Source organism: Micromonospora sp. NPDC023888 (genome assembly GCF_040639415.1).
GTDB lineage: Bacteria > Actinomycetota > Actinomycetes > Mycobacteriales > Micromonosporaceae > Micromonospora.
The window spans coordinates 100,369-123,894 of the sequence record NZ_JBEZZW010000014.1; the positions used below are offsets into that span (position 1 = coordinate 100,369).

At 71.0% G+C, this 23,526-nt stretch carries 22 protein-coding genes; 8 read left to right on the top strand and 14 right to left on the bottom strand.

Annotation, left to right across the window (positions count from 1 at the left end; translation table 11 throughout):
* Positions 1–16: 16 nt before the first annotated feature.
* Both AB0F61_RS15365 and AB0F61_RS15370 read left to right on the top strand, forming a co-directional pair.
* Complete coding sequence (locus AB0F61_RS15365; protein WP_357809276.1) at positions 17–1,132, top strand: NAD-dependent epimerase/dehydratase family protein; 1,116 nt, start codon at positions 17–19, stop codon at positions 1,130–1,132.
* A complete protein-coding gene (locus AB0F61_RS15370; protein WP_357809279.1) occupies positions 1,129–1,935 on the top strand; it encodes a WecB/TagA/CpsF family glycosyltransferase in 807 nt (268 codons plus the stop codon). Before AB0F61_RS15365 ends, AB0F61_RS15370 begins: the two co-directional genes overlap by 4 nt.
* Before the next feature lie 66 nt (positions 1,936–2,001).
* On the opposite strand, the gene AB0F61_RS15375 is transcribed toward AB0F61_RS15370, so the two are convergent.
* On the bottom strand, positions 2,002–3,558 hold the full coding sequence (locus tag AB0F61_RS15375) for a S8 family serine peptidase (RefSeq protein WP_357809282.1): 1,557 nt from the start codon (positions 3,556–3,558) through the stop codon (positions 2,002–2,004).
* A gap of 214 nt (positions 3,559–3,772) precedes the next feature.
* On the opposite strand from AB0F61_RS15375, the gene AB0F61_RS15380 reads away from it, so the two are divergent.
* Entirely contained in the window at positions 3,773–4,372 is a 600-nt protein-coding gene (locus AB0F61_RS15380) for a hypothetical protein (RefSeq protein ID WP_357809285.1), read from the top strand.
* Here AB0F61_RS15380 and AB0F61_RS15385 read toward each other — a convergent pair.
* The 3 genes from AB0F61_RS15385 to AB0F61_RS15395 form a co-directional block, all read right to left on the bottom strand.
* Positions 4,340–4,741: a hypothetical protein gene (locus tag AB0F61_RS15385; protein WP_357809288.1), complete on the bottom strand. Its 402-nt coding sequence runs from the start codon at positions 4,739–4,741 to the stop codon at positions 4,340–4,342. The genes AB0F61_RS15380 and AB0F61_RS15385 overlap by 33 nt on opposite strands.
* 206 nt (positions 4,742–4,947) lie before the next feature.
* The gene (locus AB0F61_RS15390) at positions 4,948–5,169 is read right to left on the bottom strand and encodes a DUF397 domain-containing protein (RefSeq protein ID WP_357809291.1); all 222 of its coding nucleotides are present in this window, start codon (positions 5,167–5,169) and stop codon (positions 4,948–4,950) included.
* The gene (locus AB0F61_RS15395; RefSeq protein WP_110562910.1) at positions 5,139–6,020 is read right to left on the bottom strand and encodes a helix-turn-helix transcriptional regulator; all 882 of its coding nucleotides are present in this window, start codon (positions 6,018–6,020) and stop codon (positions 5,139–5,141) included. Before AB0F61_RS15395 ends, AB0F61_RS15390 begins: the two co-directional genes overlap by 31 nt.
* Before the next feature lie 627 nt (positions 6,021–6,647).
* Here AB0F61_RS15395 and AB0F61_RS15400 point away from each other — a divergent pair.
* Both AB0F61_RS15400 and AB0F61_RS15405 read left to right on the top strand, forming a co-directional pair.
* On the top strand, positions 6,648–6,932 hold the full coding sequence (locus tag AB0F61_RS15400; protein WP_357809296.1) for a hypothetical protein: 285 nt from the start codon (positions 6,648–6,650) through the stop codon (positions 6,930–6,932).
* A gap of 185 nt (positions 6,933–7,117) precedes the next feature.
* A complete protein-coding gene (locus AB0F61_RS15405) occupies positions 7,118–7,492 on the top strand; it encodes a hypothetical protein (RefSeq protein ID WP_357809299.1) in 375 nt (124 codons plus the stop codon).
* A gap of 7 nt (positions 7,493–7,499) precedes the next feature.
* Here the strand turns inward: AB0F61_RS15405 and AB0F61_RS15410 are convergent, their stop codons facing one another.
* Together AB0F61_RS15410 and AB0F61_RS15415 are read right to left on the bottom strand one after the other, a co-directional pair.
* A complete protein-coding gene (locus AB0F61_RS15410; RefSeq protein WP_357809302.1) occupies positions 7,500–8,402 on the bottom strand; it encodes a PASTA domain-containing protein in 903 nt (300 codons plus the stop codon).
* A gap of 169 nt (positions 8,403–8,571) precedes the next feature.
* Positions 8,572–9,255 carry a PASTA domain-containing protein gene (locus tag AB0F61_RS15415; RefSeq protein WP_357809306.1) on the bottom strand — a complete coding sequence of 228 codons (684 nt, stop codon included), beginning with the start codon at positions 9,253–9,255 and terminating at the stop codon, positions 8,572–8,574.
* 126 nt (positions 9,256–9,381) lie between these two features.
* On the opposite strand from AB0F61_RS15415, the gene AB0F61_RS15420 reads away from it, so the two are divergent.
* Positions 9,382–10,785 (top strand): hypothetical protein, encoded by a 1,404-nt coding sequence (locus AB0F61_RS15420; RefSeq protein ID WP_357809309.1) that lies wholly within the window; start codon positions 9,382–9,384, stop codon positions 10,783–10,785.
* A gap of 25 nt (positions 10,786–10,810) precedes the next feature.
* On the opposite strand, the gene AB0F61_RS15425 is transcribed toward AB0F61_RS15420, so the two are convergent.
* Both AB0F61_RS15425 and AB0F61_RS15430 read right to left on the bottom strand, forming a co-directional pair.
* A complete protein-coding gene (locus AB0F61_RS15425) occupies positions 10,811–12,289 on the bottom strand; it encodes a glutamate--cysteine ligase (RefSeq protein ID WP_357809312.1) in 1,479 nt (492 codons plus the stop codon).
* A 296-nt stretch (positions 12,290–12,585) separates the two neighbouring features.
* The gene (locus AB0F61_RS15430) at positions 12,586–13,167 is read right to left on the bottom strand and encodes a YceI family protein (RefSeq protein ID WP_357809315.1); all 582 of its coding nucleotides are present in this window, start codon (positions 13,165–13,167) and stop codon (positions 12,586–12,588) included.
* Between the two features lie 99 nt (positions 13,168–13,266).
* Between AB0F61_RS15430 and AB0F61_RS15435 the strand changes: the two genes are divergently transcribed.
* Positions 13,267–13,773: a MarR family transcriptional regulator gene (locus AB0F61_RS15435; protein ID WP_357809318.1), complete on the top strand. Its 507-nt coding sequence runs from the start codon at positions 13,267–13,269 to the stop codon at positions 13,771–13,773.
* 230 nt (positions 13,774–14,003) lie between these two features.
* Here the strand turns inward: AB0F61_RS15435 and AB0F61_RS15440 are convergent, their stop codons facing one another.
* From AB0F61_RS15440 to AB0F61_RS15450, 3 genes are all read right to left on the bottom strand, one after another.
* Positions 14,004–16,691 carry a helix-turn-helix domain-containing protein gene (locus AB0F61_RS15440; protein WP_357809321.1) on the bottom strand — a complete coding sequence of 896 codons (2,688 nt, stop codon included), beginning with the start codon at positions 16,689–16,691 and terminating at the stop codon, positions 14,004–14,006.
* Positions 16,692–16,823: 132 nt separating this feature from the next.
* Positions 16,824–17,972 carry an acyl-CoA dehydrogenase family protein gene (locus tag AB0F61_RS15445; protein WP_357809325.1) on the bottom strand — a complete coding sequence of 383 codons (1,149 nt, stop codon included), beginning with the start codon at positions 17,970–17,972 and terminating at the stop codon, positions 16,824–16,826.
* 75 nt (positions 17,973–18,047) lie between these two features.
* Positions 18,048–19,580 (bottom strand): acyl-CoA carboxylase subunit beta, encoded by a 1,533-nt coding sequence (locus AB0F61_RS15450; protein ID WP_357809328.1) that lies wholly within the window; start codon positions 19,578–19,580, stop codon positions 18,048–18,050.
* 169 nt (positions 19,581–19,749) lie between these two features.
* Here AB0F61_RS15450 and AB0F61_RS15455 point away from each other — a divergent pair, with 169 nt between their 5' ends.
* A complete protein-coding gene (locus AB0F61_RS15455) occupies positions 19,750–20,310 on the top strand; it encodes a snapalysin family zinc-dependent metalloprotease (RefSeq protein WP_357809331.1) in 561 nt (186 codons plus the stop codon).
* A gap of 53 nt (positions 20,311–20,363) precedes the next feature.
* On the opposite strand, the gene AB0F61_RS15460 is transcribed toward AB0F61_RS15455, so the two are convergent.
* The 3 genes from AB0F61_RS15460 to AB0F61_RS15470 all read right to left on the bottom strand — a co-directional run bounded on the left by AB0F61_RS15460 (position 20,364) and on the right by AB0F61_RS15470 (position 23,466).
* Entirely contained in the window at positions 20,364–21,284 is a 921-nt protein-coding gene (locus AB0F61_RS15460) for a hydroxymethylglutaryl-CoA lyase (protein WP_357809334.1), read from the bottom strand.
* Positions 21,285–21,457: 173 nt separating this feature from the next.
* Positions 21,458–22,795 (bottom strand): biotin carboxylase N-terminal domain-containing protein, encoded by a 1,338-nt coding sequence (locus AB0F61_RS15465; protein WP_357809337.1) that lies wholly within the window; start codon positions 22,793–22,795, stop codon positions 21,458–21,460.
* A 71-nt stretch (positions 22,796–22,866) separates the two neighbouring features.
* A complete protein-coding gene (locus AB0F61_RS15470) occupies positions 22,867–23,466 on the bottom strand; it encodes a TetR/AcrR family transcriptional regulator (RefSeq protein ID WP_357809340.1) in 600 nt (199 codons plus the stop codon).
* Between the last annotated feature and the right edge of the window lie 60 nt (positions 23,467–23,526).

Consider the following 23,526-nt stretch of genomic DNA (forward strand, 5'->3'; position numbering starts at 1 on the left):
GGCCGGACGTCACGCTATGCTGCGATGGATTCTGTCTCCGATGGACCAGGAGTGGCGTGTGAGTGTCGCGTTGGTGACAGGGTCGGGTGGCCTGATCGGCTCCGAGGCGGTCCGGCACTTCGCCGGCCTCGGTCTGGACGTCGTCGGCATCGACAACGACATGCGCCGGTATTTTTTCGGCGAGGACGGCTCCACATCCTGGAGCCTTGAGCGGCTCGCTGGTGACCTGGGCAACGCGTACACCCATTTCGCGGTGGACATCCGGGACCGGGACGGCCTGGAGCAGGTCTTCAAGAAATACGGCTCGGACATCGCCGTGGTGATCCACAGCGCCGCTCAGCCGAGCCACGACTGGGCGGCCAAGGAGCCGTACACGGACTTCGACGTGAACGCCGGCGGCACGCTCAACATCCTGGAGAACACCCGCCGGCACGCGATCGACGCCCCGTTCATCCACTGCTCGACCAACAAGGTCTACGGCGACCGGCCCAACAGCCTGCCGCTCGTCGAGCTGGAGACACGGTACGAGCTTCCTGAGGACCACCGCTGGTACCAGGGCATCACCGAAGAGATGTCGATCGACCACTCGCTGCACTCGGTCTTCGGCGCCTCCAAGGTCGCCGCGGACGTGATGGTCCAGGAGTACGGGCGCTACTTCGACATGAAGACCGCCTGCTTCCGGGGCGGCACCCTTACCGGTCCGGCGCACTCGGCGGCCGAGCTGCACGGGTTCCTGGCGTACCTGATGCGCTGCGTGATGGAGGGCCGGACATACAACCTGTTCGGCTACAAGGGGAAGATGGTCCGGGACGCGATCCACTCCCGTGACGTGCTCACCGCGTTCGAGGCGTTCTTCCGGGCTCCGCGATCCGCTGAGGTCTACAACCTCGGTGGCGGCCGGCACTCCAACACCTCCCACATCGAGGCGTTCCGGATCGCGGAGGAGATCACCGGCCGCGAGGCGCGGATCAACTACGTCGAGCAGAGCCGCACCGGCGACCACCAGTGGTATGTCAGCAGCATGGCCCGGTTCGAGGAGCAGTACCCGGACTGGAAGATCACTTACGACGTGCCGATGATCCTGCGGGAGATCTACGAGGCCAACGTGGGTAAGTGGGTACCCAAGGCATGACCGCGCGGACCAAGCGCAACGTGCTCGGCGTCCTGGTCGACGCCACCGACTACGCGACGGCGACCGACGCGGTGGTGACCGCGGCGCACGAGCGGCGTCCGCTCGCGCTCACCGCGTTGGCCGTGCACGGCGTGATGACCGGGGTGCTCGACCCGGCGCACAACGCCCGGCTCAACTCCTTCGACGTGGTCACGCCGGACGGCCAGCCGGTGCGGTGGGCACTCAACCTGCTGCACCACGCCGGGCTCTCCGACCGGGTCTACGGGCCGACGCTGACCCTGCACGTGCTGTCGCGCTTCGCCGACGAGGGGCTGCCGGTCTACCTGTACGGCTCGACCGAGGAAACCCTTTCCCGTTTGATCCCGGCACTGGAGCGGATGTTCCCGGCCCTGAAGATCGCCGGGGTGGAGCCGTCCAAGTTCCGTGCTGTCCAGCCGGGTGAGGACGCCGAGATCGCCGACCGCATCCGGTCGAGCGGCGCCCGGTTGGTCCTGGTCGGGCTGGGCTGCCCGCGCCAGGAGGTCTTCGCGTACGCCATGCGACCGCTGCTGGACATGCCGCTGATGGCGGTCGGCGCGGCCTTCGACTACCACGCCGGGTTGCTCCGCCAGCCCCCGCCGTGGATGCAGCGCGCCGGCCTGGAGTGGTTCTGGCGTCTGGGCCTGGAGCCGAAGCGGCTCTGGCGTCGCTACGTCATCCTCAACCCGGCCTACCTGAGCCGGCTCGCCGCCCAGAAGGTCGGCCTCTGGAAGGCCCGCCCGCCGGCGCCGGCCACCGAGCGGCCGGCAACCTTCTCGGTCTGACCCCGATCCGTACGACGCGAGGCCCCACCCGGTGGACCGGGTGGGGCCTCGGTCGTGGGAGACCGGTCAGACGGTCAGGGTCCACGTGTTGATGTAGCCGGTGTCGGCCGAGTAGGTGTCGCGCACCTGGAGCCGCCAGATGCCGTCGGCTGCCTCACCGGAGACGTTCACCGTGTACGTGGCGTTCACGTTGTCGGCGCTGTCCGAGGTGCTGCTGTTCTTCAGCCGGTAGGCGCTGCCGTCCGGCGCGAGCAGGTCGATGACCAGGTCACCGCGGTACGTGTGCACGATGTTCACAGCGACGGTGGAGGCCGACGAGGCGTTGCGTCCACAACCGGAGATGGTGATGGAGCTGGTCACCGCGGCGCCGGCGTCCGGGATCGACACGTCCGTGCCGTTGGTGCCGGTGCAGCCGGTGGGCGGCGGCGGGGTGCTGCCGGTGCCCACGTAGAGCAGCAGGTTCGGCGAGCCCGAGCCGGGGTTGCTGACCACGTTTGGCGTCGCGTTGGCCACCAGTTGGTTGCGGACCTGCGCCGGCGTCCAGCCCGGGTTGGCGCTGGCCACCAGGGCCGCCGCTCCGACCACGTGCGGCGTGGCCATCGAGGTGCCGCTGATCGTGTTTGTCGCGGTGTCGCTGTTGTACCAGGCCGAGGTGATCGACGAGCCGGGCGCGAAGATGTCCAGGCAGGTGCCGACGTTGGAGAACGACGAGCGGGCGTCCGAGCTGGTCGTCGCGCCCACCGTGATGGCCTCCGTGGTACGCGCCGGCGAGGTGTTGCACGCGTTCGCCCCGTTGTCGTTGCCGGCCGCCAGGCCGTACGTCACACCCGAGGCGATCGAGTTGCGCACGGCGTTGTCGAGGGAGCTGTTCGCGCCGCCGCCGAGGCTCATGTTCGCCACCGCCGGCTTGATCGCGTTCGCGGTGACCCAGTCGACGCCGGCGATCACACCGGCGTTGGTGCCGCTGCCGGAGCAGTTCAGCACCCGTACGCCGACGAGTTGGACGGCCTTGGCCACCCCGTACGAGGACCCGCCGACGGTGCCGGCGACATGCGTGCCGTGCCCGTTGCAGTCGTCGGCCGCCCCGCCGTCGACCGCGTCGTAGCCGGAGGTGGCCCGGCCGCCGAAGTCGTTGTGGGAGAACCGGATGCCGGTGTCGATGATGTAGGCGTGCACGTTGCTTGCCGTGTTGGGGTAGGTGTAGGAGCTGTCCAGCGGCAGGTTGCGCTGGTCGATCCGATCCAGGCCCCAGGAGGGTGGGTTGGCCTGCGTGCCGGAGATGGACACGGTGTGGTTCTGCTCGACGTACGCCACCGCCGGGTCGGCCGCGATCCGCGCCGCCGCGCTCGCGCTCACGGTGACCTCGAAACCGCGCAGTGCCGCCGCGTAGGTGCGTGCCACCGTGCCGCCGTGACGGCCGGAGAGCCGCTTCGCGGTGTCGCCGACCCGGTCGCGGGCCACGGCGCTGTCCTTGAGAACGACGATGTAGCTGTCCGGCACGGCGGTGGCCCCGCCGGCGGCCCTGACCACACCGGCAGGTTCGGCGGCCAGGGCTGGCGTGCCGACGGCCAGCACCGTCGCCGTGGCCACCCCGACCAGTACGGACCTTCGTGGAAGACCCATCTCCTACCTCCCTCTGACCGATGGTGGAACGTGACCACCGGCCCAACATCAATCGACGCTCGCCGATCTAGCTGAGGGTAAGTCAGTGGCGGGGCAGTTGGACATGCCGGAACGTCCATATCTCCGTGCGATGACCCCTACGGGCTGGGCGTCCGGGACGAACAGGGGACCGGCCCGGATTCGCCCCAGCGCGATTCGAGAAAGACTCTCGAGCATGGAGAGTCACCTCACCATCCTGCTTCCCGTCGCCGCCGTCTGGCTGGTCGCCGGCGTTGTCGCCGACGGGCTGCCCCGGCTGCGCAACACCCGCATGCTGCGCCGGCGTACCGGATGGTTGCTGGTGCTGACCCTCACCGGGGTGGCGCTCACCGCGGCCGTGCTCGGCGGCGGTCTGTTCAGTGCCGGCAGCGCGCCGGTCGACCGGGCCGCCGCCGGGCTCACCCTGGCCGCCGGTCCGGCGCTGGTGGCGACGGTCTGCTCGGTACGGCGGATCCGCCGGCTGCGGGCCGGGGCGGGCGCGTTCGCGAGCGCCCCCGGCACGCCCGCGCCACACGGGCTGCGTGCCGCCGCGGCCCACCCGCTCGTCGGCTTGCCGTTACAGGTGACCGCCCTGGCCACGGTGCCCGCGGTGATCGGGGCGGTCGGCACCGACCTCGGAGCCGACCCGGGTGTCACCGGGCCGGCGATCACCGTGGGCGCGCTCGCGGTGATCGCCATCGGCGTCCGGCACGCGCTCCGGCACAGCCGGTTCGCCGAGCGGGCACAGCCGGACGTTCCGCGATCAACGCGGACGGCCAGCCCCCTGCACGTATAGCAGTTCCAGGATCGCCCTGGTCGCCTCGAACCAGCGGTCCAGCCACTCCGACGGTGGCAGGCTGCCCTTCGGCGGCAACTCCATGAGCAGGCCGCGAAGCAGCGGATGGTCGGCCAGCGACCCGCTGGGCTCCATCGGCCAGCCGGTGGGCGGAAACGACGGCTCCACAAGTGGGTTCGGGTCCAGCGAGGGCAGCGAGAGCGGAATATCCGCCGACTCGGAGGCCGACGTGTCCCGCCCACTCATCTCCTGGTCGGTCGAGACCACCTCGGTCAGTACGCTGTCCCGACGCGCTCCGCGGTACTTTCCACCGAACCGCTCCGGTTTACCCGGACCGTTGGTGAGATTGTCTGACCCGATCGTCGTCATCCGTCTCGCCTACCTCGCTCGGTTGCCGGTCGGTGCGACGGGTCGTCGACCTGCGCCGTACCGACCAGTTCAACGAGACGGGCCGCCTGTGGCGACGGGAATCCCGGCGGAACCTCGCCGACCCCCGACCCGACCGACCCTCCCCGGACACGGCAAGGCCCCCGTCCGGATGGGAATCCGGACGGGGGCCTCAGTTGACCACTCGGTCAGACCGCGCCGAACGCACCGCCTCGGGTGCCGCCGACGAAGGCGTGCCAGTCACTCGGTGCGAAAACCAGGGCCGGGCCCTTCTTGTCCTTCGAGTCCCGCACTCCGACCGCCCCCGTCACGTACGCCACCTCCACGCAGTTGTCACAGTTCGGCCCGCTCTTCGAGCTCTTGAACCATGCTGCCTGCGTCAGGTCCACGGGGAACCTTTTGGTCGCCATTTCCACAACGGCTCCTCTGCCAGTTTTGCGATGTGTGCGACGGACTCCTCTGGACGTATGGCCGCGGCGCGGATGTGATCGAAGATGAAGCTGTACTTCTGCAGTTCGTCGCTCTTCTCGAGGAAAAGCCCACCCGTGGCGTTCTCCGCGTACACAACATCCGGATCACCGGGCTCAGGGAAGCTGAGGATCGTGAAGGTGCCGTCCATGCCGGCGTGCGCGCCCACCTCGAAGGGCAGGATCTGCAGCGTCACGTTCGGCAACTCGGCCACCTCGACCAACCGCTTGAGTTGGCCACGCATCACCTCGTCCCCACCTACCGGCCGACGTACCACCGCCTCATCGAGTACCACCCACAGATCGACCGGATCGTCCTGGGTCAATAACGACTGACGGCCCAGACGGACACGCACCCTCTGGTGCACCTGATCGGCGGTGAAGTCCGGCCGAGCCGCGCGGATCATCGCACCGGCGTACTCCTCGGTCTCCAGAAGACCCGGTACGACCTGCTGTTCGTACGCCCGGATCGAACTCGCCGCCGCCTCCAGTCCGACGTACGCGCCGACGAGCACCGTGCTGTACGGATGCCACCAACCTTTTTGTCTGGCCTCCCGGGCGATCTGCACCAGCTCGTCGCTCTCGGCACCGACCACGCCGTAGATCCGCAGCATGTCCCGGACGTCGCGAGGTGTGGCGGTGGTGTGCCCGGTCTCGATCCGGGAGACCTTGGACGCGGAACACTCCAACTGCTCGGCGACCACCTCGATGGTGATCCCTGCGGACTCACGCTGGCGGCGCAGCTCGGCACCGAGCCGCCGCCTTCTGATTGTGGGACTGCGCCGCTCACTCATCGCGCAACCCGTGAGTCGCTGGTCCCCGCCGCTGGCTGCTCGACCCCACTCGGGCTACCTCCGGTCGACGCGCCACTGGCTGACACCCGCCGGTGGCGCGACCGTCGTCCGGCGGGCGTTCGCGACGAAGGGGGTGGTGCCGGTCCTCGGCCGGCCGCGACGGGCGAAACCGGCTCCCAGTGTGCCGTCCGTACGCGGAAGGCATCAATAGGCCTTTCGCGGGACTCGCTCACGTATTGGCAAAAGTCGACGTGCAACTTGCATGAAGCACGTCCCTGATGCACTCTGTCCGTATGGCACGGGTTACTCAGCGTCTCGATCCGCTCCCTTGCAGTGGTGATCCCACCGAGGCGGGGAAGCCGGGCACGGCGCGGGCCCGGCCGGCACGACCGAGACGTGCTCCGGGGTAATGACCCCGCCGCTGCAAGCCGGCAAGCTGCGGCGGCGGGCGCGGTTCCCGGAAGCATCCGGGTGGTGGTCGGGTGGCGGCACGTCACCAGCGAGGTACGGCCCGACCACCACCATCCGCACCACCGGTTCACGAGGCACGACCCCGTCACCGGCCGAGACGTCCCCCGTTCAGGCACCGCCGGCACAGCCGCCGGCCAATCCTCCCCAGGAGCCCATGTGCTTCCCCGCACCGGTGACGTACTGCTCGTGACTCGCGCGGCGAGTGTCCAGTTCCTCAGGCCCATCAAGTTCCGGGTGATCCGGGTGCTGGACTGGCCCACCTACGACGGTTGGCTCTGGCTCGACGGCTACGAGTTGAACGCCGCGGGCGACGCGGTCAACCGACGGTCGATCTTCGTCCAGCGGGACGGCTTGCAGCAACTGCAGGCCGCCCCGGAGCCCCGCCCGCACACCGTACGGGCCCGGCGACCGGTCACCCGTACCCCGCTCCGGGTCGGCTGACCGACTCGATCCGCCGCCGGTGGGCGTGCCGTCGCCATAGAATTGGTACGCCCACCCCGGCACCGTTCCACCCGCGCGTCCAGGACCCTGACCCTGGGATGGTCATGGTCAATCAGCCCGCCCTGCGGCGGCACCACCGCTCCCGTATCGCCTATGCATGTGGCCTCCTCGCTCTCCTCGGGGCGATGGTCACAGCCCTGGTCCTCGTCCGCGACCCGGCGATGTCGTCCACCCGGCTGACCGCACCGGTGCCCGCACCGGAGATCACCGTGGTCGACGATCACCCGCCGACGGACGACGGTCCACCGGCGGCCGAGGAACCCGCCTGGCTCGGCGCTGACGCCCAGGGCAACCAGGCCGGCGTCACCGACCCGACCGGATCGGTCGCCGGCCACGGCGCCGGCGGCCAGTCCGACGGCCGTCAGCACCTCGGCGAAGCGGCTCCGACCGGGCACACCGCGACGGACACCCGCCGCTCCCTGTTCTGGTCCGGGATCTTCGGCCTCGCCATCTCACTGGCCGGCCTCGGCCTGGTCGGCACCCGCCGCCGAATGTGGTGACCACCGGTCAGGGCGTGCTCGTCACCGTCGGGCTCGGCGCGGTCGGGCTCACCCCGGTCGAGGGCCGGGCCTGAGAGATGATCAACAACACCTCGTCGTCGGTCGACACCGCCGTGCCAGCTCCCGGCTCGGTGCCCACCACGGTCCCCGGCGGCAGCTCCGACGGCCGGTACACCACCTGGTAGGCAAGGCCGAGCCGGCCCAGCAACCCCTCGGCGGTGGACTGCGGCAGGCCGGTGAGCGGCGGCACCGGCACCTCGACCGGCGCGCTGGTGACCGGCGGGCTGCTCGGTGCCTCGCTCGTCGGCGCGGCCGAGGTGGGGGATGCGCTTGTCGGCGCGGCACTTGTGGCAGTTGCTGACGGAACGGACGGGGTGGAGCCGGGATCGTCCCGGTCGTCATCCTGGTTGGCGAGCACCAACCAGAGCGCCCCGCCGAGCAGGCCGGCGAGCAGCAGCGCGAGGACACCCCACAGGATCGGCAGCCACCATCGCCGACCGCCCTGCTCCTCGACGTACCACTCCCCGGCGGCTTCATCCGGCCGGGGCGGCCGAACCTCGGCCCGACCGGACCACGACGGCGAGGTCGACCGCTCCGCGGGCAGTCGCGTCGTCTGGTCGGCGGGCGGGGGCGGCGGAGTCGGCGCGCCCGGCGCGCCCGGCTTGGTCGGCGCGCCCGGCGGGGTCGGCGCGCCCGGCGGGGTGGCGGCGGAACGATCGATCGGCATGGTCTGGTCAGGCGACCCGGCGGGACGAGCCGGGACGGTCCGGTCGATGGGCGCCGTCTCGTCCGGCTCGCCGGCGGGTCGGGTCGGCTGCGGTGACTCCGCCCGGTCGGCGGCCGGTGGCAGTGGGCGGGTGCGGTCGTCGTCGTGCTCGCCGGCGGGAGGCTCCTGGCGGTCGTCGCTCATCGCACGTCCTTTCCCCAACCGGACGGGCGTCATGGCCCTCGACCGTCAACCTAGTCGCCCAACCGGCCATCGGTGGGGAGCAGCGTGCCGAGCCGCGCCGGTCGCGGGCACGTCGCTCCTCCTCGGCGCCCGCCCCCGGCTGCGACGACGATCGGCTACGGGCCTCAGCTCAGGGAGTGGGCTTCGTCGTCGGTTGTTCGGGGGCCCCCGCGCCACACCAGATGCTGACCTCGTCGTTCCACCGGGCCGAGCCGTCCTCGACCGGCTCCTGCCGGGCGACCTTTCCGTTGCGCCCGCTGATGTACCGCGGATACAGACCCTCGTCGATCAACTCGTCGACGGCCTTGGCGCAGTCCTTTCCGACCACGTCCGGCACCTCGGCCTCTGGCGCCGGCCCAGCCACCTGAAGTTGCACAGTCGTGCCCCGGGCAACCTCGGTGCCCACGGCCGGTGAGGTGCTCTCGACCGTACGACCGGCTCCGCCGCCGAACACCAACCGCCAGCCCAGCCGCTGCTCGCGCAGCATGTCCCGGGCCTGCACGAAGTCGGTGCCGAGCACCGGTGGCACTGTCAGGCCGGCACCCTTGGTCGCCGTGGCGGAGGTCCGGACGGCCGACGGCGTGGTCCGGCCAATGCTCGGCCGAGGTGCGGTGGCCCGGCTGGTCGGCGGGCTGGTCGTGGTCGCGGAAGCCAGCGGCTCCCCCGAGGATTTGTCGCCGTCGCCGGCCAGCAGCCAGCCACCGGTCGCGCCGATCGCGGCGAGCAGCACAACGGCCAACCCACCACCCAGCCACATGCTGGCCCGGTTCGCGCCGCCCGCGGCATCCTGCGGGCCCGTGTTCGTGTCCGTCATACCGCCCACCGCCTCATCACCGGCGACCGTACCGCCCGCCGCCCAGTCCGCCGCACCGGCGGTCCGTCCATACCGGCGGGTCGTTGCGACTCGCCGCGCCGACGACGGGACGTTACGCTGCCCGGCATGGCCAGACAGGGCTGGGGAGTGTCGATCGCTACCGCGATCGGGGTCGCTGCCGGCGCGGGCGCCGCGCAACTGGGCTTCGGCTACGGGCTCGGCGTCATCACCTGGACGCCCACCGATGCCGCAGCCACCGGCACGGCCTGGGCCGACGGCCTCGCCTGGGCCACCTGGCTCGCCGCCAGCTCGACGGTCCTCGGCGCGGTCTGCGCGCAGCGGCTCCATCAACGCGGTGCACCGGCGACGGCCACGCCACCGATGACCGGTCCGGAGGCGACCGAGGATTCCGACCCGGCGACCGCCACGGATCCACCTGCCACCGACACGACGGGCCCGGAGCCGACGGACAGCCGATCGCCGCAGGTGGCCGAAGCGCCGTCCGTCGACCGGGGTGGGCTGCTGCGGCGGGTGGTCCTGGCGCTCGGTGCCGGGATCGGCGGACTGGTCACCGTACTGCTGATCGCCGTTCCCGCGCGGGTCGCGACCGGTGCCGACACCGGGGCACCGCAACGGACCGCCGCCGTGCAGGCGACGCTTGGCATCCTGATCGGCGTGCTCGTCGCCGGCTGGGCGCTTCGCTCCCGGGCCGCCGCGGTCAACGTGACCGCGACTGCCGCCTGGCTCTGGCTGCTCGCGGTGGTCTCGGTGATCGACGGGGTACGCGTCGGACGCGGGCTGACCGGTGCCCAGCTCGGCACGTGGCAGCTTGATCCGGACCACCCGCGGTACTGGATCTCCGACCAGCTTTACTGGCCCGGCGCGCTGTTGGCACTCGTGCCCGCGCTGCTGATCGGCGTGCTTGCCGCCCGGCGGACGGCCCGGTCGTCCGGGCACCGGGTCGGGGCCGCGGCCTCCGGGGCCGCCGGTCCGTTGCTCGTCGCGCTCGCCTACCTGACCACCCTGCCGCACTGGTCGACGCTGGGTCCCGCGCAGCTCTCCACCCAACTGGTCGCCCCGTACGCGGTGATCGCCGGGATCGGCGGCTCCGTGCTCGCCGCTGTCCTCGCCGAGCGCGCCGAGCGGAATCGGGCGGCCCACCGGAGTGCGGCTGGTTCGGCCACGAGGACGGACCTCCGCCCGGCTGCTCAGGTCGACTCGACCCGGGCCACCGTCGACGAGCCGGCCCCGGCCTATCGGGCCGAACCGGCTCCGACAGCCGGACCCGACTCCGAGTCGTCGACTTCCGGCTTGTCAGTCGACACCGTGGGCGGGCGCGGCAGGGCCGACACCGCACCGCAGACGACCAGGACGGGCTCCGCAGCGGGTGCGGGTGCCGCATCCCGGGTGCCCGCGCCGCGTACCGAGCCGGATCTCTCCGGTGCCGCCGAAGCCGCGGAGGACCCGACGCCGAGCGTTCGGCGTACCCGCGCGACCCGCCGATCCGCCCGCCCCACCACCACCGACTGAGCCCGGTCGCCGGGCGGCGGTGGGGTCAGGGCACCGGCCAGGTGTGGACGGGTTCGTTGGCGCGCTGGAGTTCCGCGTAGCGCTTGACCATGTGGTGCAGCGCGGCCGACCGGTCCATGCCGTGCCGCCGCTCCGCCGCCCACACGGCCTCGGTCTGCCAGACGGCACCGTTGCGGCCGGTACGGCAGCGTTGCTCGATGATGCCGAGCAGCCGGTCCCGCTGCGCCGGGGCGACGCCGAAGCCATCCAGGCCGGCCGCGGCGGTGGGCAGCAACCGCTCCTGCACCAGCTTGGTGACCGGCACGTCGCCGAGCCCGGGCCAGTGCAACACGGCGTCGAGGCCACGTCGGGCGGCGGCTTGGAAGTTCTCCTCGGCGGAACTGAAGGTGAGTTGGCTCCAGATCGGGCGATCGGCCTCCGCCAGGCCCCGCGCCAGCCCGAAGTAGAAGGCCGCGTTGGCGAGCATGTCCACCACCGTCGGGCCGGCCGGCAGCACCCGGTTCTCCACTCGCAGGTGCGGCCGGTCGTTCATGATGTCGTAGACCGGTCGGTTCCACCGGTAGACCGTGCCGTTGTGCAGCCTCAACTCCCCGAGCTGGGGCACGCCGCCGGCATGCAGCACCTCCACCGGGTCCTCGTCCTCGCAGATCGGCAGCAGCGGCGGGAAGTACCTGACGTTCTCCTCGAAAAGATCGAAGATCGAGGTGATCCACCGTTCGCCGAACCACACCCGGGGCCGTACGCCCTGGGCCTTGAGCTCGTCGGGACGGGTGTCGGTGGCCTGCTGGAACAGTGCGATCCGGGTTTCGGCCCAGAGCTGGCGCCCGTACAGGAAGGGGCTGTTCGCTCCGATCGCCACCTGCACCCCGGCGATGGCCTGGGAGGCGTTCCAGTAGTCGGCGAAGCTGTCCGGTGCGACCTGGAGGTGGAACTGGAGACTGGTGCAGGCAGCTTCGGGGGCGATCGAGTCGGTGTGCGTCTGCAACTGCTCGACGCCCCGGATGTCCAGCTCGATGTCCTCGCCGCGGGCGCCGACGATCTGGTCGTTGAGCACCCGATAACGCTCGTTCGTGGACAGGTTGTCCTCGACCAGGTGCCCCTCGGTGAGGGTGGGCAGGATGCCGACCAGGACGATCTTCGCGTCGGACTTGGCCGCGCGCTCGTCGGCTCTGGAGAGGCTGCCGCGCAGGTCGTGCTCGTAGTCGGCGAAGCCGGTGCCCTCGATCAGTCGGGGTTCGGCGTTGAGTTCGAGGTTGAACTGACCAAGCTCGGTCTGGAACAGCGGGTCGGCGATGTCGGCGAGGATCTCCTCGTTGCGCATCGCCGGCTCGGCCGCCGAGTCGACCAGGTTGAGTTCGATCTCCAGGCCGGTCATCGGCCGATCGGCGTCGAACCCGAAGTCGTCGAGCATGAGGGCGAAGACATCAAGGCACCGTCGCACCTTCTGCCGGTAGCGGACGCGATCATCCCGGGTGAAGGCGCCCTGCGAGACGTCCCTGCCCATGTGTCCTCCCGACAACCGGCGCGGTCGGGATTCTTCCGTCCCGGATAGCGCATTGTGAACCCTCCACGGTAAGAGCGCCCCCCTGACCGGGGCCAGAGGCCGATGACGGGGAACCGACGTCGACCGGAGCGGCGCACTCGTGGCGCCATCTGTACCCCGTTCGTCGCCAGACCGGACGCGATGGCGGCGCGAGCCGTTCGTGACAAATACCACGACATCGGCGTCAGAGGCGCAGACGACACCGGGCCCACGCCGAGATGCGGCGTGGGCCCGGTGTACCGGCGATGCGGGGCGGATCAGGCCTGGCGGACGGCCTCGCCCTCGATCTCGATCTTGATCTTGCGGCTGACCAGCACGCCCCCGGTCTCCAGGGCGACGTTCCAGGTCAGGCCGAACTCCTCGCGGTCGATCTCGGTGCTCGCGGAGAAACCGAAGATGTCCTGACCGAACGGGCTGCGGCCGACACCCTCGAACTCCACCTCCAGCTCGACCGGCCGGGTGACGTCCTTGATGCTCAGCTCACCGGTGAGCACGAACTCGCTGCCACGACGGGACTTGACCCCGGTGCTGCGGAACTCGAGCGTCGGGAACTTCTCGGAGTCAAGGAACTCGGGGCTGCGCAGGTGTGCGTCCCGGTCGGTCTGGGTGGTGTCGATGCTGGCCGCCTGGATGGTCGCGACGACCGACGACTGCAGCGGGTCCTCGGCGACGGTGATGGTGGCGGTCGCCTCCTTGAACTCACCGCGAACCTTGCTCACCATCATGTGCCGGGCAACGAAGCCCACCCGCTTGTGCGCCACGTCGAGGGCGTAGGTGCCAGCTGCCGGGATGGTGAGGCCGTCCCAGTCGCGGGTAACCGCATCGATGCTGCTGGTCATGCTGCTGTCCTCCAGGAGATTGTTTAGTAGCCCAACGACTGCTGGAGCAAATGTAACCGCAACAATATTCCCTGTGTCAAGTACTGCTAGGATTGACGAGTGAGCAACGTCTTCGACGATCCCCGGATCACCGCCGTCGGCCTGCTCTTCGAGGCACACGCCGGGCTGTCGGCCCGGTTCACCGCCCAACTCGAGGAGCACGGCCTCTCCGCGGTCGAGTTCGAGGTCATCACCCGACTGGCCCGCTCGCCGGGCAACCAACTACGAATGACCGACCTCGCCGCGCAGACCTCGTTGTCGACGAGCGGCGTGACCCGGGTGGTGGACCGGATGGAACGTGACGGGCTACTCACCCGACGGGCCTGCCCGAACGATCGACGCAGCTCGTACGCGGTGGTCACCGCCGCCGGGATGCAACGACTGAACGAGACGCTACCCGGGCATCTTCAGATGATCGAGCAATGGTTCACCGGCCAACTCGATCCGGAGGCACTGGCGGCCCTGCTCGACGGGCTGCGGCGGGTGCGCGACGCCGCGCACCCGTGCGCCACCGCCGGCAGCGAGGACGTCAGCCCCGAGGAGGAGACCGTCCCCACCCAGCCCTGAGCGCCAGGGGCCGACGGTTGCCAGCACCGGCAGAAAGACCGGCAGAACTGGGCCAGCCAAGCCGAAGAATTCGGCCTAACCCGACTTTCCGCTCCCGTGGCGGTGGCAGGCTTCCTGCACCGGGGATTCACCGGGGGGTGACGGCGCGGGCGAACAGCGAGGGGTAGCACCAAGGGGGCTCTTCGTCCGCGCCACTCTCCCCGCCCGTGTGCAGAGGGCACCGGCCCCGCCTATGGCGCTTCCGGGCCGGTCCGGGCGGCCGTCAGCGCGTAGAGCAGCCCCGACTCCTGCGGCAGCAGCCGAATGCCGCTCTCCTCGCAGACCCGTTCCAGCCGTTCCAGGATCGCCGGATCCGCTGTGCTCGCGGCCAGTCCGACAAGCGCCTCCACTACGTCACGGCGCTCCTGTCCTCTGGCGTCGGCGGCGGCCGCGAACCACTCGGCGGCCAGTTCCCGGTCACCCCGGTGCAGCGCCAGATTCCCCTCGATCAACGCACCGAGCCCCGCCTCCGGCCCGCCCGCGGACAGCGCCGCGTCCGCCGAGCGTTGCCTCGGTGCCACAGTCCGCCGGGCCGGCGCTCGCGGCGATTCGGCCGCCACCGCCTCGGCGGCCCCCGAGCGCAGCTCGGTGAGCACCTCGGCCGCCTCCGCGGCACGCCCGTCCTGGGCGAGCGCCAACCCGATCTTCCCGAGCACCCGACTGCGGCGTTTCGGATCACCCAGCTCGGACAACGCCGCGAGCGCCCGCCGGCCATGGTCGACGGCGTCCGCGTACCAGCCCTCCAGGCGGGCGACCTCGGCTCGATTGGCCCACGCCTGCACCCGAAGGCGCTGCTCCCCACTCTCGGCGGCGAGCCGGTCCATCGCGGCGAGCCGGCGGCGGGCCGCGGCCAGATCGCCGGACCGGATCTCGTGCCAGGCAAGGCTGTTCTGCGCCACCGCCAGATCCCGGGTGCGCCCATTGCGGGCGGCCAACCGCAGCGCCGTCTCAGCCTGCTCGCGAGCCTCGTCCTGCCCGCCGACCAAGATCAGCAGGGTGCCGAGGACGTCTCGCGCCTCCAGCTCCCCGGTGACATCGCCGGCCTGTCGGAAGATGTCCAACGCCGCACGCGCCGTCGGCAACTCCTCGGCGCCCGCACCGTGCTCCGCCGCGAGCCGGGCAACCCCGAGCGCGGCCCAGCCACGCAGGATCGGATCGGCGTCGGCGGTCCGCGGGTCCGCCAGCAACCGCCGCAGCCACTGTCGCCCGGCGACGTCACGCCCCCGGAACCCCCACCAGCGGGTCAGGCACGCCGCCAGCAGCAGCGCGGTGAGCGGGTCGTCAGTGGTCGCGTGCGCCAGCGACGAGTTGATGTCGGCGCTCATCTCGTCGAGTCGGTGTACCGCGTCGGGCAACCGGGGGCCGACCAGGTCGTTCGCGGTCCGCGCCACCAGGCGCGCGATCACCTCGGCATGCCGACGTCGGATGCAGGTCAGCTCACCCGCGCCGGCCGCCTGCTCGATGGCGTAGTCGCGGACCGCGTCGAGCAGCCGGAACCGGAACGGCCCGGTGCCGCGTACGCTCAGCAACCCGAGCTGGACGAGCCGGTCCAGCAGCGGAACGGGGTCGATCGCCACCGTGCCGTCCCGGTCTGCCTCGTCGCCGAGCATCTCCTCGGCCAACTCCACCGACCAGCGGTCGCCGAACACGGCGAGCTGCCGCAGCGCTGCCCGCTCGTCGGGCGCCAACAACCGGTAGCTTGTCGCCACCGCGTCCCGCAGGGTGACCGACGCCGCCGAGCCGGGGTACGACTCGTCGGAATGACGGGCGCGTGCCTGCGGGGAGTCCCAGCTCGGGCGGGCCGCCGGATCGGCCGGAGTGGAGAGGTCGAGCACGCGGTCGCCGTACCGGTCGAGCAGCTCGGTGAGGTCGAGCAGTCGGCCCCGGGCGGCCATCAGCTCGATGGCCAGCGGCAGCCCTCCCAGCCGGCGGACCAGCGCGGCGAGCGCTGGCAGCTCGTCGGGGGTGGGCGGCTCCCGGCGGACCTGAGCCAGCCGGGAGGTGAACAACGCGACCGCCGGCCATGATTCGAGCGCGGTCGCCCCGGAGCGTTCGGCGGCAGGCGGCGGCACGTCGAGCGGAGCGACCGGCCAGACCCTCTCGCCCGGCAGTCCGACCGGGTGCCGCCCGGTGACCAGCACCCGCAACGAGGGCACGGAACCGATCAGCCGGTGCAGCGTCGTGGCCACCGGGCCCGGCGCGTGCTCCACCGCGTCCATCACCAGCAGCGCCGGCTGTCCGGTGAGCCGGGCCACGAGGTCCGGCAGTCGGGCCGCGCCCAGTACGGCCATCGCGGCGGCAAACACGTCGGGCCCGTCCGAGCCCTCGGCGACAAGCATCCCGGCCACACCGCCCGGGTGGGCGACGGCCACCAAATGTGCCACCGCCGTCGCCAGCGCGGTCTTGCCGACCCCGGCCAACCCGACAAGGCTCACCAGCCGCGGTCCGCGCTCCGCCGTCAGCATCTCGGCCAGCTCGCTAAGGTCGCGATCCCGGCCGACAAGCGCGACCGGCGGCGGGAGTGCGACAGGAGGGTTGGTGGATGCCGCCCGTGGCGTCGTCCGGTCACCGATCCCGAGCGCGGCCGGGGTGGTGGCCGGCAGGGGTGGCTCGGCGCCGGAGGAGCCGCGGGCGGCGGCCAGGAAAGCCGCCCGGCCGGTGCCGGTCAGCGCCAACGCCGTGGCGAGCAACTCGACGGTGGTGCGTTGCGGCCGGACCGACCGGCCCCGCTCCAGGTCACGCACCGTCCGCACACCCACCCCGGCCCGGGACGCCAACTCGGCCTGGGTCAGGCCGGCGGCGCGTCGATGCCCGCGGAGCAGCTCCGGCAGGGAGGTAGGGCCAGCCGGGCTCCGTGACCGATCATGATCCGGAGTCATGGGCACGAAGAGTACGGATGGACTACGACCGTCGGCAGCCGAACGTCGGGCTACCGACGCCCGTTCGCCGATAATCCGACAGCCCTACGGACAGCCCTGCCGGACCGATCGGTAGGCCGACGCGGCGGACCCTCAGAGACCCAGATCGCGAGCGATGATCATGCGTTGCACCTCGCTGGTGCCCTCGCCGATCTCCAGGATCTTGGAGTCCCGCCAGAATCGGGCCACCGGGTACTCGTTCATGAAGCCGTAGCCGCCGTGGATCTGGGTGGCCTCCCGGGCGTTGTCCACAGCGATCGTGCTGGCGTGCAGTTTGGCGATGGCGGCCTGGCGCTTGAACGGCTCACCGGCGAGCATCCGGGCGGCGGCGTCGTAGTACGCCAGCCGGGCGGTGTGCGCCTTCAACTCCATGTCGGCGATCTTGAACTGGATGGCCTGGTTGGTGCCGATCGGCCGGCCGAACGCGTGCCGCTCCTTCGCGTACTTGATCGACTCGTCGACGCAGCCCTGGGCGAGGCCGACCGCGAGCGCGGCGATGGCGATCCGGCCCTCGTCGAGAATCCGCAGGAACTGGGCGAAGCCCCGGCCCCGCTCGCCGAGCAGGTTGGCCGCCGGCACCCGGCAGTCGTCGAACGTCAGCTCGTGGGTGTCCGAGGCGGTCCACCCCACCTTGGAGTAGCCCGGTGCCACGGTGAACCCGCGCGTGCCGGTCGGCACGATGATCGTCGACAGCTCCTTGGAGCCGTCCGGGTTCGTGCCGGTCACCGCAGTGACGGTCACCATGGCCGTGATGTCGGTGCCCGAGTTGGTGATGAACGCCTTCGACCCGTTGATCACCCACTCGTCACCGTCGAGCACCGCCCGGGTCTGGGTGCCGGCGGCGTCCGAGCCGGTGCCCGGCTCGGTCAGACCGAAACCGGCAAGCGCCTCACCGCTGAGCAGCCTGGGCAGCCACGTCGCCTTCTGCTCCGCCGTGCCGAAGCGGTAGATCGGCATCGCGCCCAGCGAGACCGCCGCCTCCAGTGTGATGGCGACGCTGGAGTCGACCCGGGCCAGCTCCTCCAGGGCCAGGCAGAGCGCGAAGTAGTCGCCGCCCATGCCGCCATGCTCCTCGCCGAAGGGCAGGCCGAACAGGCCCATCTTGCCCATCTGGCGGATCACCTCGTACGGGAAGGTGTGCTGCTCGTAGTGCTCGGCGATGACCGGGGCGACCACCTCGCGGGCGAAGTCCCGCACGCTCTCCCGCAGTGCCGCTTGTTCGTCGGTGAGCCGGAAGTCCATCTCATCCTCCTGTAAGGACGGTCCGTCGGGCGCTCGTGACGCCGGGACGGGTCGCTGCGGGGCCCGCGTCGGGGATCAGACCGGGGTGACGCCGTGCCGACGGCGGGAGAAGTGCCGATCCTTCGTACGGGCGGCCGCGAAGCGACGGACCAGCTCGGTACGCAGGTCGTGCGGTTCGACGATGGCGTCCACCACCAGCTCGCTGGCCAGCCGGACGACGTCGATGTCCTGCTCGTACTCGGCCCGCTTGGCGGCCACGAAGGCGGCCCGTTCGGCCTCGTCCTCGATCGCCGCGATCTTGTTGGCGTAGACCGCGTTCACGGCGGCCTCGGCGCCCATGACCGCGATCTTCGCGCTGGGTAGTGCGATGGTGGCGTCCGGCTCGAACCCGGGGCCGGCCATCGCGTAGAGGCCGGCGCCGTACGCCTTGCGGACCACCACGCAGATCTTCGGCACCGTCGCCTCGGAGATCGCGGTGATCATCTTGGCGCCGTGCCGGATGATGCCCTGCTTCTCCACCGCGCTGCCGACCATGAAGCCGGGTACGTCGCTGAGGAACAGCAGCGGCACGTTGAACGCGTCGCAGAGCTGCACGAACCGGGTCGCCTTGTCGGCCGAGTCGACGAAGAGCACACCGCCCTTGAACATCGAGTTGTTGCCCAGCACGCCGACGACCTGACCGTCGAGGCGGCCGAAGCCGATGGTCAGCTCCTTGGCCCAGAGCGCCTGGATCTCGAAGAACGAACCCTCGTCGAGCAGGCCCTTGACGTACCGCCGCATGTCGAACGCCTGCCGTTCGCTGGCCGGCACCAGCGCGGCCAGGTCGGCCTTCGCGGCCGCGGCGACCGCCGGCGCGGTCGGCGGCGCCTGCGTCCAGTTCGCCGGCAGGTACGACAGGTAGGTCTTCACCACGTCCAGCGCGTCGGCCTCGGTCTTGCAGAGGAAGTGCCCCACGCCGGACTCGGCGGTGTGCACCTTGGCCCCGCCCATCGCCTCCAGGGTCGTCTTCTCCCCGGTGACCATCTCGACCATCCGGTCGGAGCCGAGGTACATGCTGGCGTTGCCGTCGACCATGGCGACCACGTCGCAGAACGCCGGAATGTACGCCCCTCCGGCGGCGCTCGGGCCGAACAGCGCGCACACCTGCGGGATCGAGCCGGAGGCCCGGACCTGGTTCCAGAAGATCTTGCCGGCGCCGCGACGGCCGGGGAAGAGGTCCACCTGGTCGGTGATCCGCGCGCCGGCCGAGTCGACCAGGTAGACCATCGGCACGCCGGCGCCGTACGCGCGCTCGATGATGCGGATGATCTTCTCGACGGTGCGGGCGCCCCAGCTTCCGGCCTTGACCGTGGAGTCGTTGGCCATCAGGCAGACCTGCCGCCCGTCGATGGTGGCGGTGCCGGTGACCACGCCGTCGGCGGGCAGTCCGTCGGCGAGCGCGTTGGCGTAGAGGCCGTCCTCGACGAACGAACCCTCGTCGACCAGGAGGGCGACCCGCTCGCGGGCGAAGAGCTTGCCCTTGGCCGTGTTGGCCGCGTGGTACTTGTCCGCGCCGCCGGACCGGGCCCGCTTGCGGAGCTGCTCCAGTGCCTCACCGTCGAGCGTCACGCCGACTCCCTCGCCATACTGACCTGAACGATCGTTAGGCTAGCGCATCGACGCGACCGACCGCGACCCATGAGCGAATCAGACGGCGACGCTCAGGACAAGACATTGAATAACGTGAATACTTGTCGCTAGGCTCCTGGCACCCCCTCCTCCCGGATTGGAGTCAGCGATGACCTCACGACTCAGTCGGCTCGCGGTCGCCCTGGTGGCGACCGCAGGTGCCACCCTCGGCGTCACGGTCGCCAACCCCGCGCCCGCGTCCGCCGCCATGACCATCTGCTACAACACCAGCCAGGCAGGCAGCTACGCCGGCACCGCCAACCAGGCCGCCTCGATCTGGAACAACGCCACAGTCAACCTGACGCTCTCCGCCAACTGCGGCTCCAACCTGCGGATCTACCAGATCACCGGCGGCGGCTCGTACGCCGTGCGCACCAGCCTCGGCAACGGCCGGGTCTACATCGACACCCAGCAGGCGGCGCAGTACAGCCCGCTGCGGATCATGACCCACGAGATCGGGCACATCCTCGGCCTGCCGGACAACTACAACGGCAACTGCGCGATCCTGATGTCCGGCGGCAGCGCCGGCACCGGCTGCACCAACCCGTACCCGAGCACCGCCGAGGCGAACCGGGTGAGCAACCTCTTCGCCGGCACGTTCAGCGCCACCGACCGTAGCGCGGACATCTTCCGGGACAGCTGGCCGGCCGCGCTCGCTCCGGTGAGCTGACCGAGCAGGCACGTGGGAGGGGCCGGCCCGTCGCCGGCCCCTCCGTCGCGTCCTCAGCCCGGCATCGGCGTCAGTCGGGTCCGTGGGCCGGCGCGCAGGACGCCGGACGGCAGCTTCTTACCGAGCAACTCCTCGGCCAACTCCGCCACCTCGATGAGGGCCGCCAGGTCGATACCGGTGTCGATGCCCATGTCGTGCAGCATGTGCACGGCCTCCTCGGTGGCCAGGTTGCCGCTCGCCCCCGGCGCGTACGGGCAACCGCCCAGACCACCGACGCTGGCGTCGAACTCGGTGACCCCCAGCTCCAGCGCTGTCAACAGGTTGGCCAGCGCCGTACCCCGGGTGTTGTGGAAGTGCAGCAGCACCGGCACCTGCGCGTTGCGGTCGCGTACCGCGGTCAGCAGCTCGCGGACCCGGCGCGGCGTGCCCATCCCGGTGGTGTCGCCGAACGCGACCCGGTCCGCGCCGTCGCGGACCACCCGGTCCACGATCCCGGCCACCCGCTGCGGGTCGATGTCCCCCTCGTACGGGCAGCCGAAGCTGGTCGCGACGATCACCTCGACCCGCGCTGAGGCGCCGTGCAGCAGGTCGATCAGCTCGGCGATGTCGTCGAGCGACCCGTCGGTGGACCGGTTGACGTTGCGCCGGTTGTGCGTGTCGCTGGCCGAGACCACCACCTCGATCTCGGTGAAGCCGGCCGCGAGGGCGCGCTGGGCGCCCCGGGTGTTCGGCACCAGCGCCGAGTAGCGCACCCCGTCGGCCCTGACCGCCCGCTGCCACACCTCGTCGGCGTCGGCCATCTGCGGAATCGCCTTCGGGTGCACGAACGACACCGCCTCGATCCGGCTCACGCCGGTGCCGGAGAGGGCGTCGAGCAGCCGCACCTTGGCGTCGGTCGGGATCGGGTCCTCGTTCTGCAGACCATCCCGCGGCCCCACCTCGCGGATGGAGACGGAATCTGGCAGTTGACTCATCGGTCACCTCGCTGTGACGTCGGATCGGGACAGCAGGTCGGCCGCTTTGCTCTGCTGCCCTATGTGCAACGGTTACTGTCCGCCATCCGGACGACCGCTGTCGCCTATAGGTAAGCAGAGCAAAGGGCGGACGAACCAGTCTTGCCTCCCCGGAGGGACGACGGCCTGGCCGGTCAGCGCATGCGGGAGACGATTCCGGTGTCGTAGGCACCGGAGAGGAACTCCTGGTTGGTCAGCAGCTCGGCGAAGAAGGGGAGGTTGTTCTTCGGGCCGGCGATCTGGAAGGCGGCCACCGCACCCTTCGCGCGTTCCAGCACCTCGTCCCGCGTCGCGCCGCTGATGACCAGCTTGGCCAGCAGACTGTCGTAGAACGGGGTGACCGTGTTGCCCGCGGTGTAGCCGGAGTCCACCCGGACCCCCTCGCCGGTCGGCTCCACCCAGGTCGTGACCTTGCCGGGGCCGGGCAGGAAGCGCTTCGGATCCTCGGCGTTGATCCGCAGCTCGATGGCGTGCCCGCGCGGGGTCAGCGCGTCCGGGTCGAACGTCGGCGCCAGGCCGGACGCCACCCGCAACTGCTCCTCGACCAGGTCGATCCCGTAGACGTACTCGGTCACCGGGTGCTCCACCTGCAGCCGCGTGTTCATCTCCAGGAAGAAGAACTCACCGGTGGCCGGATCGAGCAGGCACTCCACCGTGCCGGCGTTGCGATAGCTGACCGCCTCACCCGCGCGCACCGCCGCCGCCAGCAGGCGGGACCGCAGCTCCGGCGAGACCGCCGGGGACGGGGACTCCTCGACCAGCTTCTGGTTGCGCCGCTGCACCGAGCACTCCCGCTCGCCGAGCGCCACCACCCGACCGTCGGCCAGGCCGAGGATCTGCACCTCGACGTGCCGCACCCGGGGGAAGAACCGCTCGATCAACACCGAGCCGTCCCCGAACATCCGCTCGGCGAACGCGCGCACCTTGTCGTACTCGGTGCGCAGCGCCGCCTCGTCGACCGCCACGCCCATGCCCATGCCGCCGCCACCGGCGGCGGCCTTGACCATCACCGGGTAGCCGATCTCGGCGGCGGCCGTCACCGCCGCGTCCAGGTCGGCGGCCGGGTCGGTGGTGCCGGGCGCGACCGGAACGCCGGCCGCCGCCATCAGGTTCCGGGCGTTGATCTTGTCGCCCATCGCGGTGATCGCGTCCGCGCCGGGCCCGACCCAGATCAGGCCGCTGGACTCGACGGTACGGGCGAACTCGGCGTTCTCCGACAGGAAGCCGTACCCCGGGTGGATGGCCTGCGCACCTGTCGACTTCGCGGCGGCGAGGATCGCCTCGGTGTTGCGGTAGCTCTGCGCCGGGGCCGGCGGGCCGATGAGGACCGCCTCGTCGGCCTCCGCCACGAACGGCAGGTCGGCGTCGGCCTCCGAGTACACAGCGATCGCGCGAATGCCGAGCCGCTTCGCGGTACGGATGATCCGGCGGGCGATCTCGCCCCGATTGGCGACCAACAGCGACTCGATCATGTTTCCTCCCGGCGTCCGGATGGTGGGACGATGTCAGGGAATCATGACCGGCCCGCTTCTGACGAGTCGGCTCAGGCGAGCAGCGCGGCCAGAGTCGCCCCGCGCAGCAGCTCGGCACGACGCCGCCGGTCCACCTCACCACCGAGGAACGGGGTCGAGTTCATCAGGCCGAACGCGGCGTGCGCGAGCACCCGCGCCTCGCCGTCGGGCATGCCCGGGTGCAGCGCGGTGAGCACCGTCACCCACTCCTCGACGTAGAGCCGTTGCAGGCGGCGGATGCGTCGCCGTGGCTCCTCCGGCAGGCGGTCCAACTCGTGCAGGTGCAACGCGATCACCGCCGGGTTGGCCAGCGCGAACTCGACATGAAAGTCGATAAGCGACTCCAACACCTCGCGCGGATCGTCCGGATGCCCGACCGCGCGTTCCCGCCCGCCGGCCAGCAGACCCTCACTCACCGGGATGAGCGCGGCGGCCAGCATCGCCTCCTTACCGGCGAAGTGGTGGTAGAGCGCCGGACCGGTGACCCCGGCGGCCGCGCCGATGTCATCCATCGACACACCGTGGTAGCCACGGGCGGCGAACAGACCAACCGCGATCTCCAGAATCTCGTCCTTGCGGGACCTGCGCCGGCCCGCACCCGCCGCACCCCGTGCCTGCTGATCCACCGTCACCGGGCAAGCCTAGACCGCGAACTGCCTGCGGTGGAGGGCAGCGGCTTGACCCTCGACCCG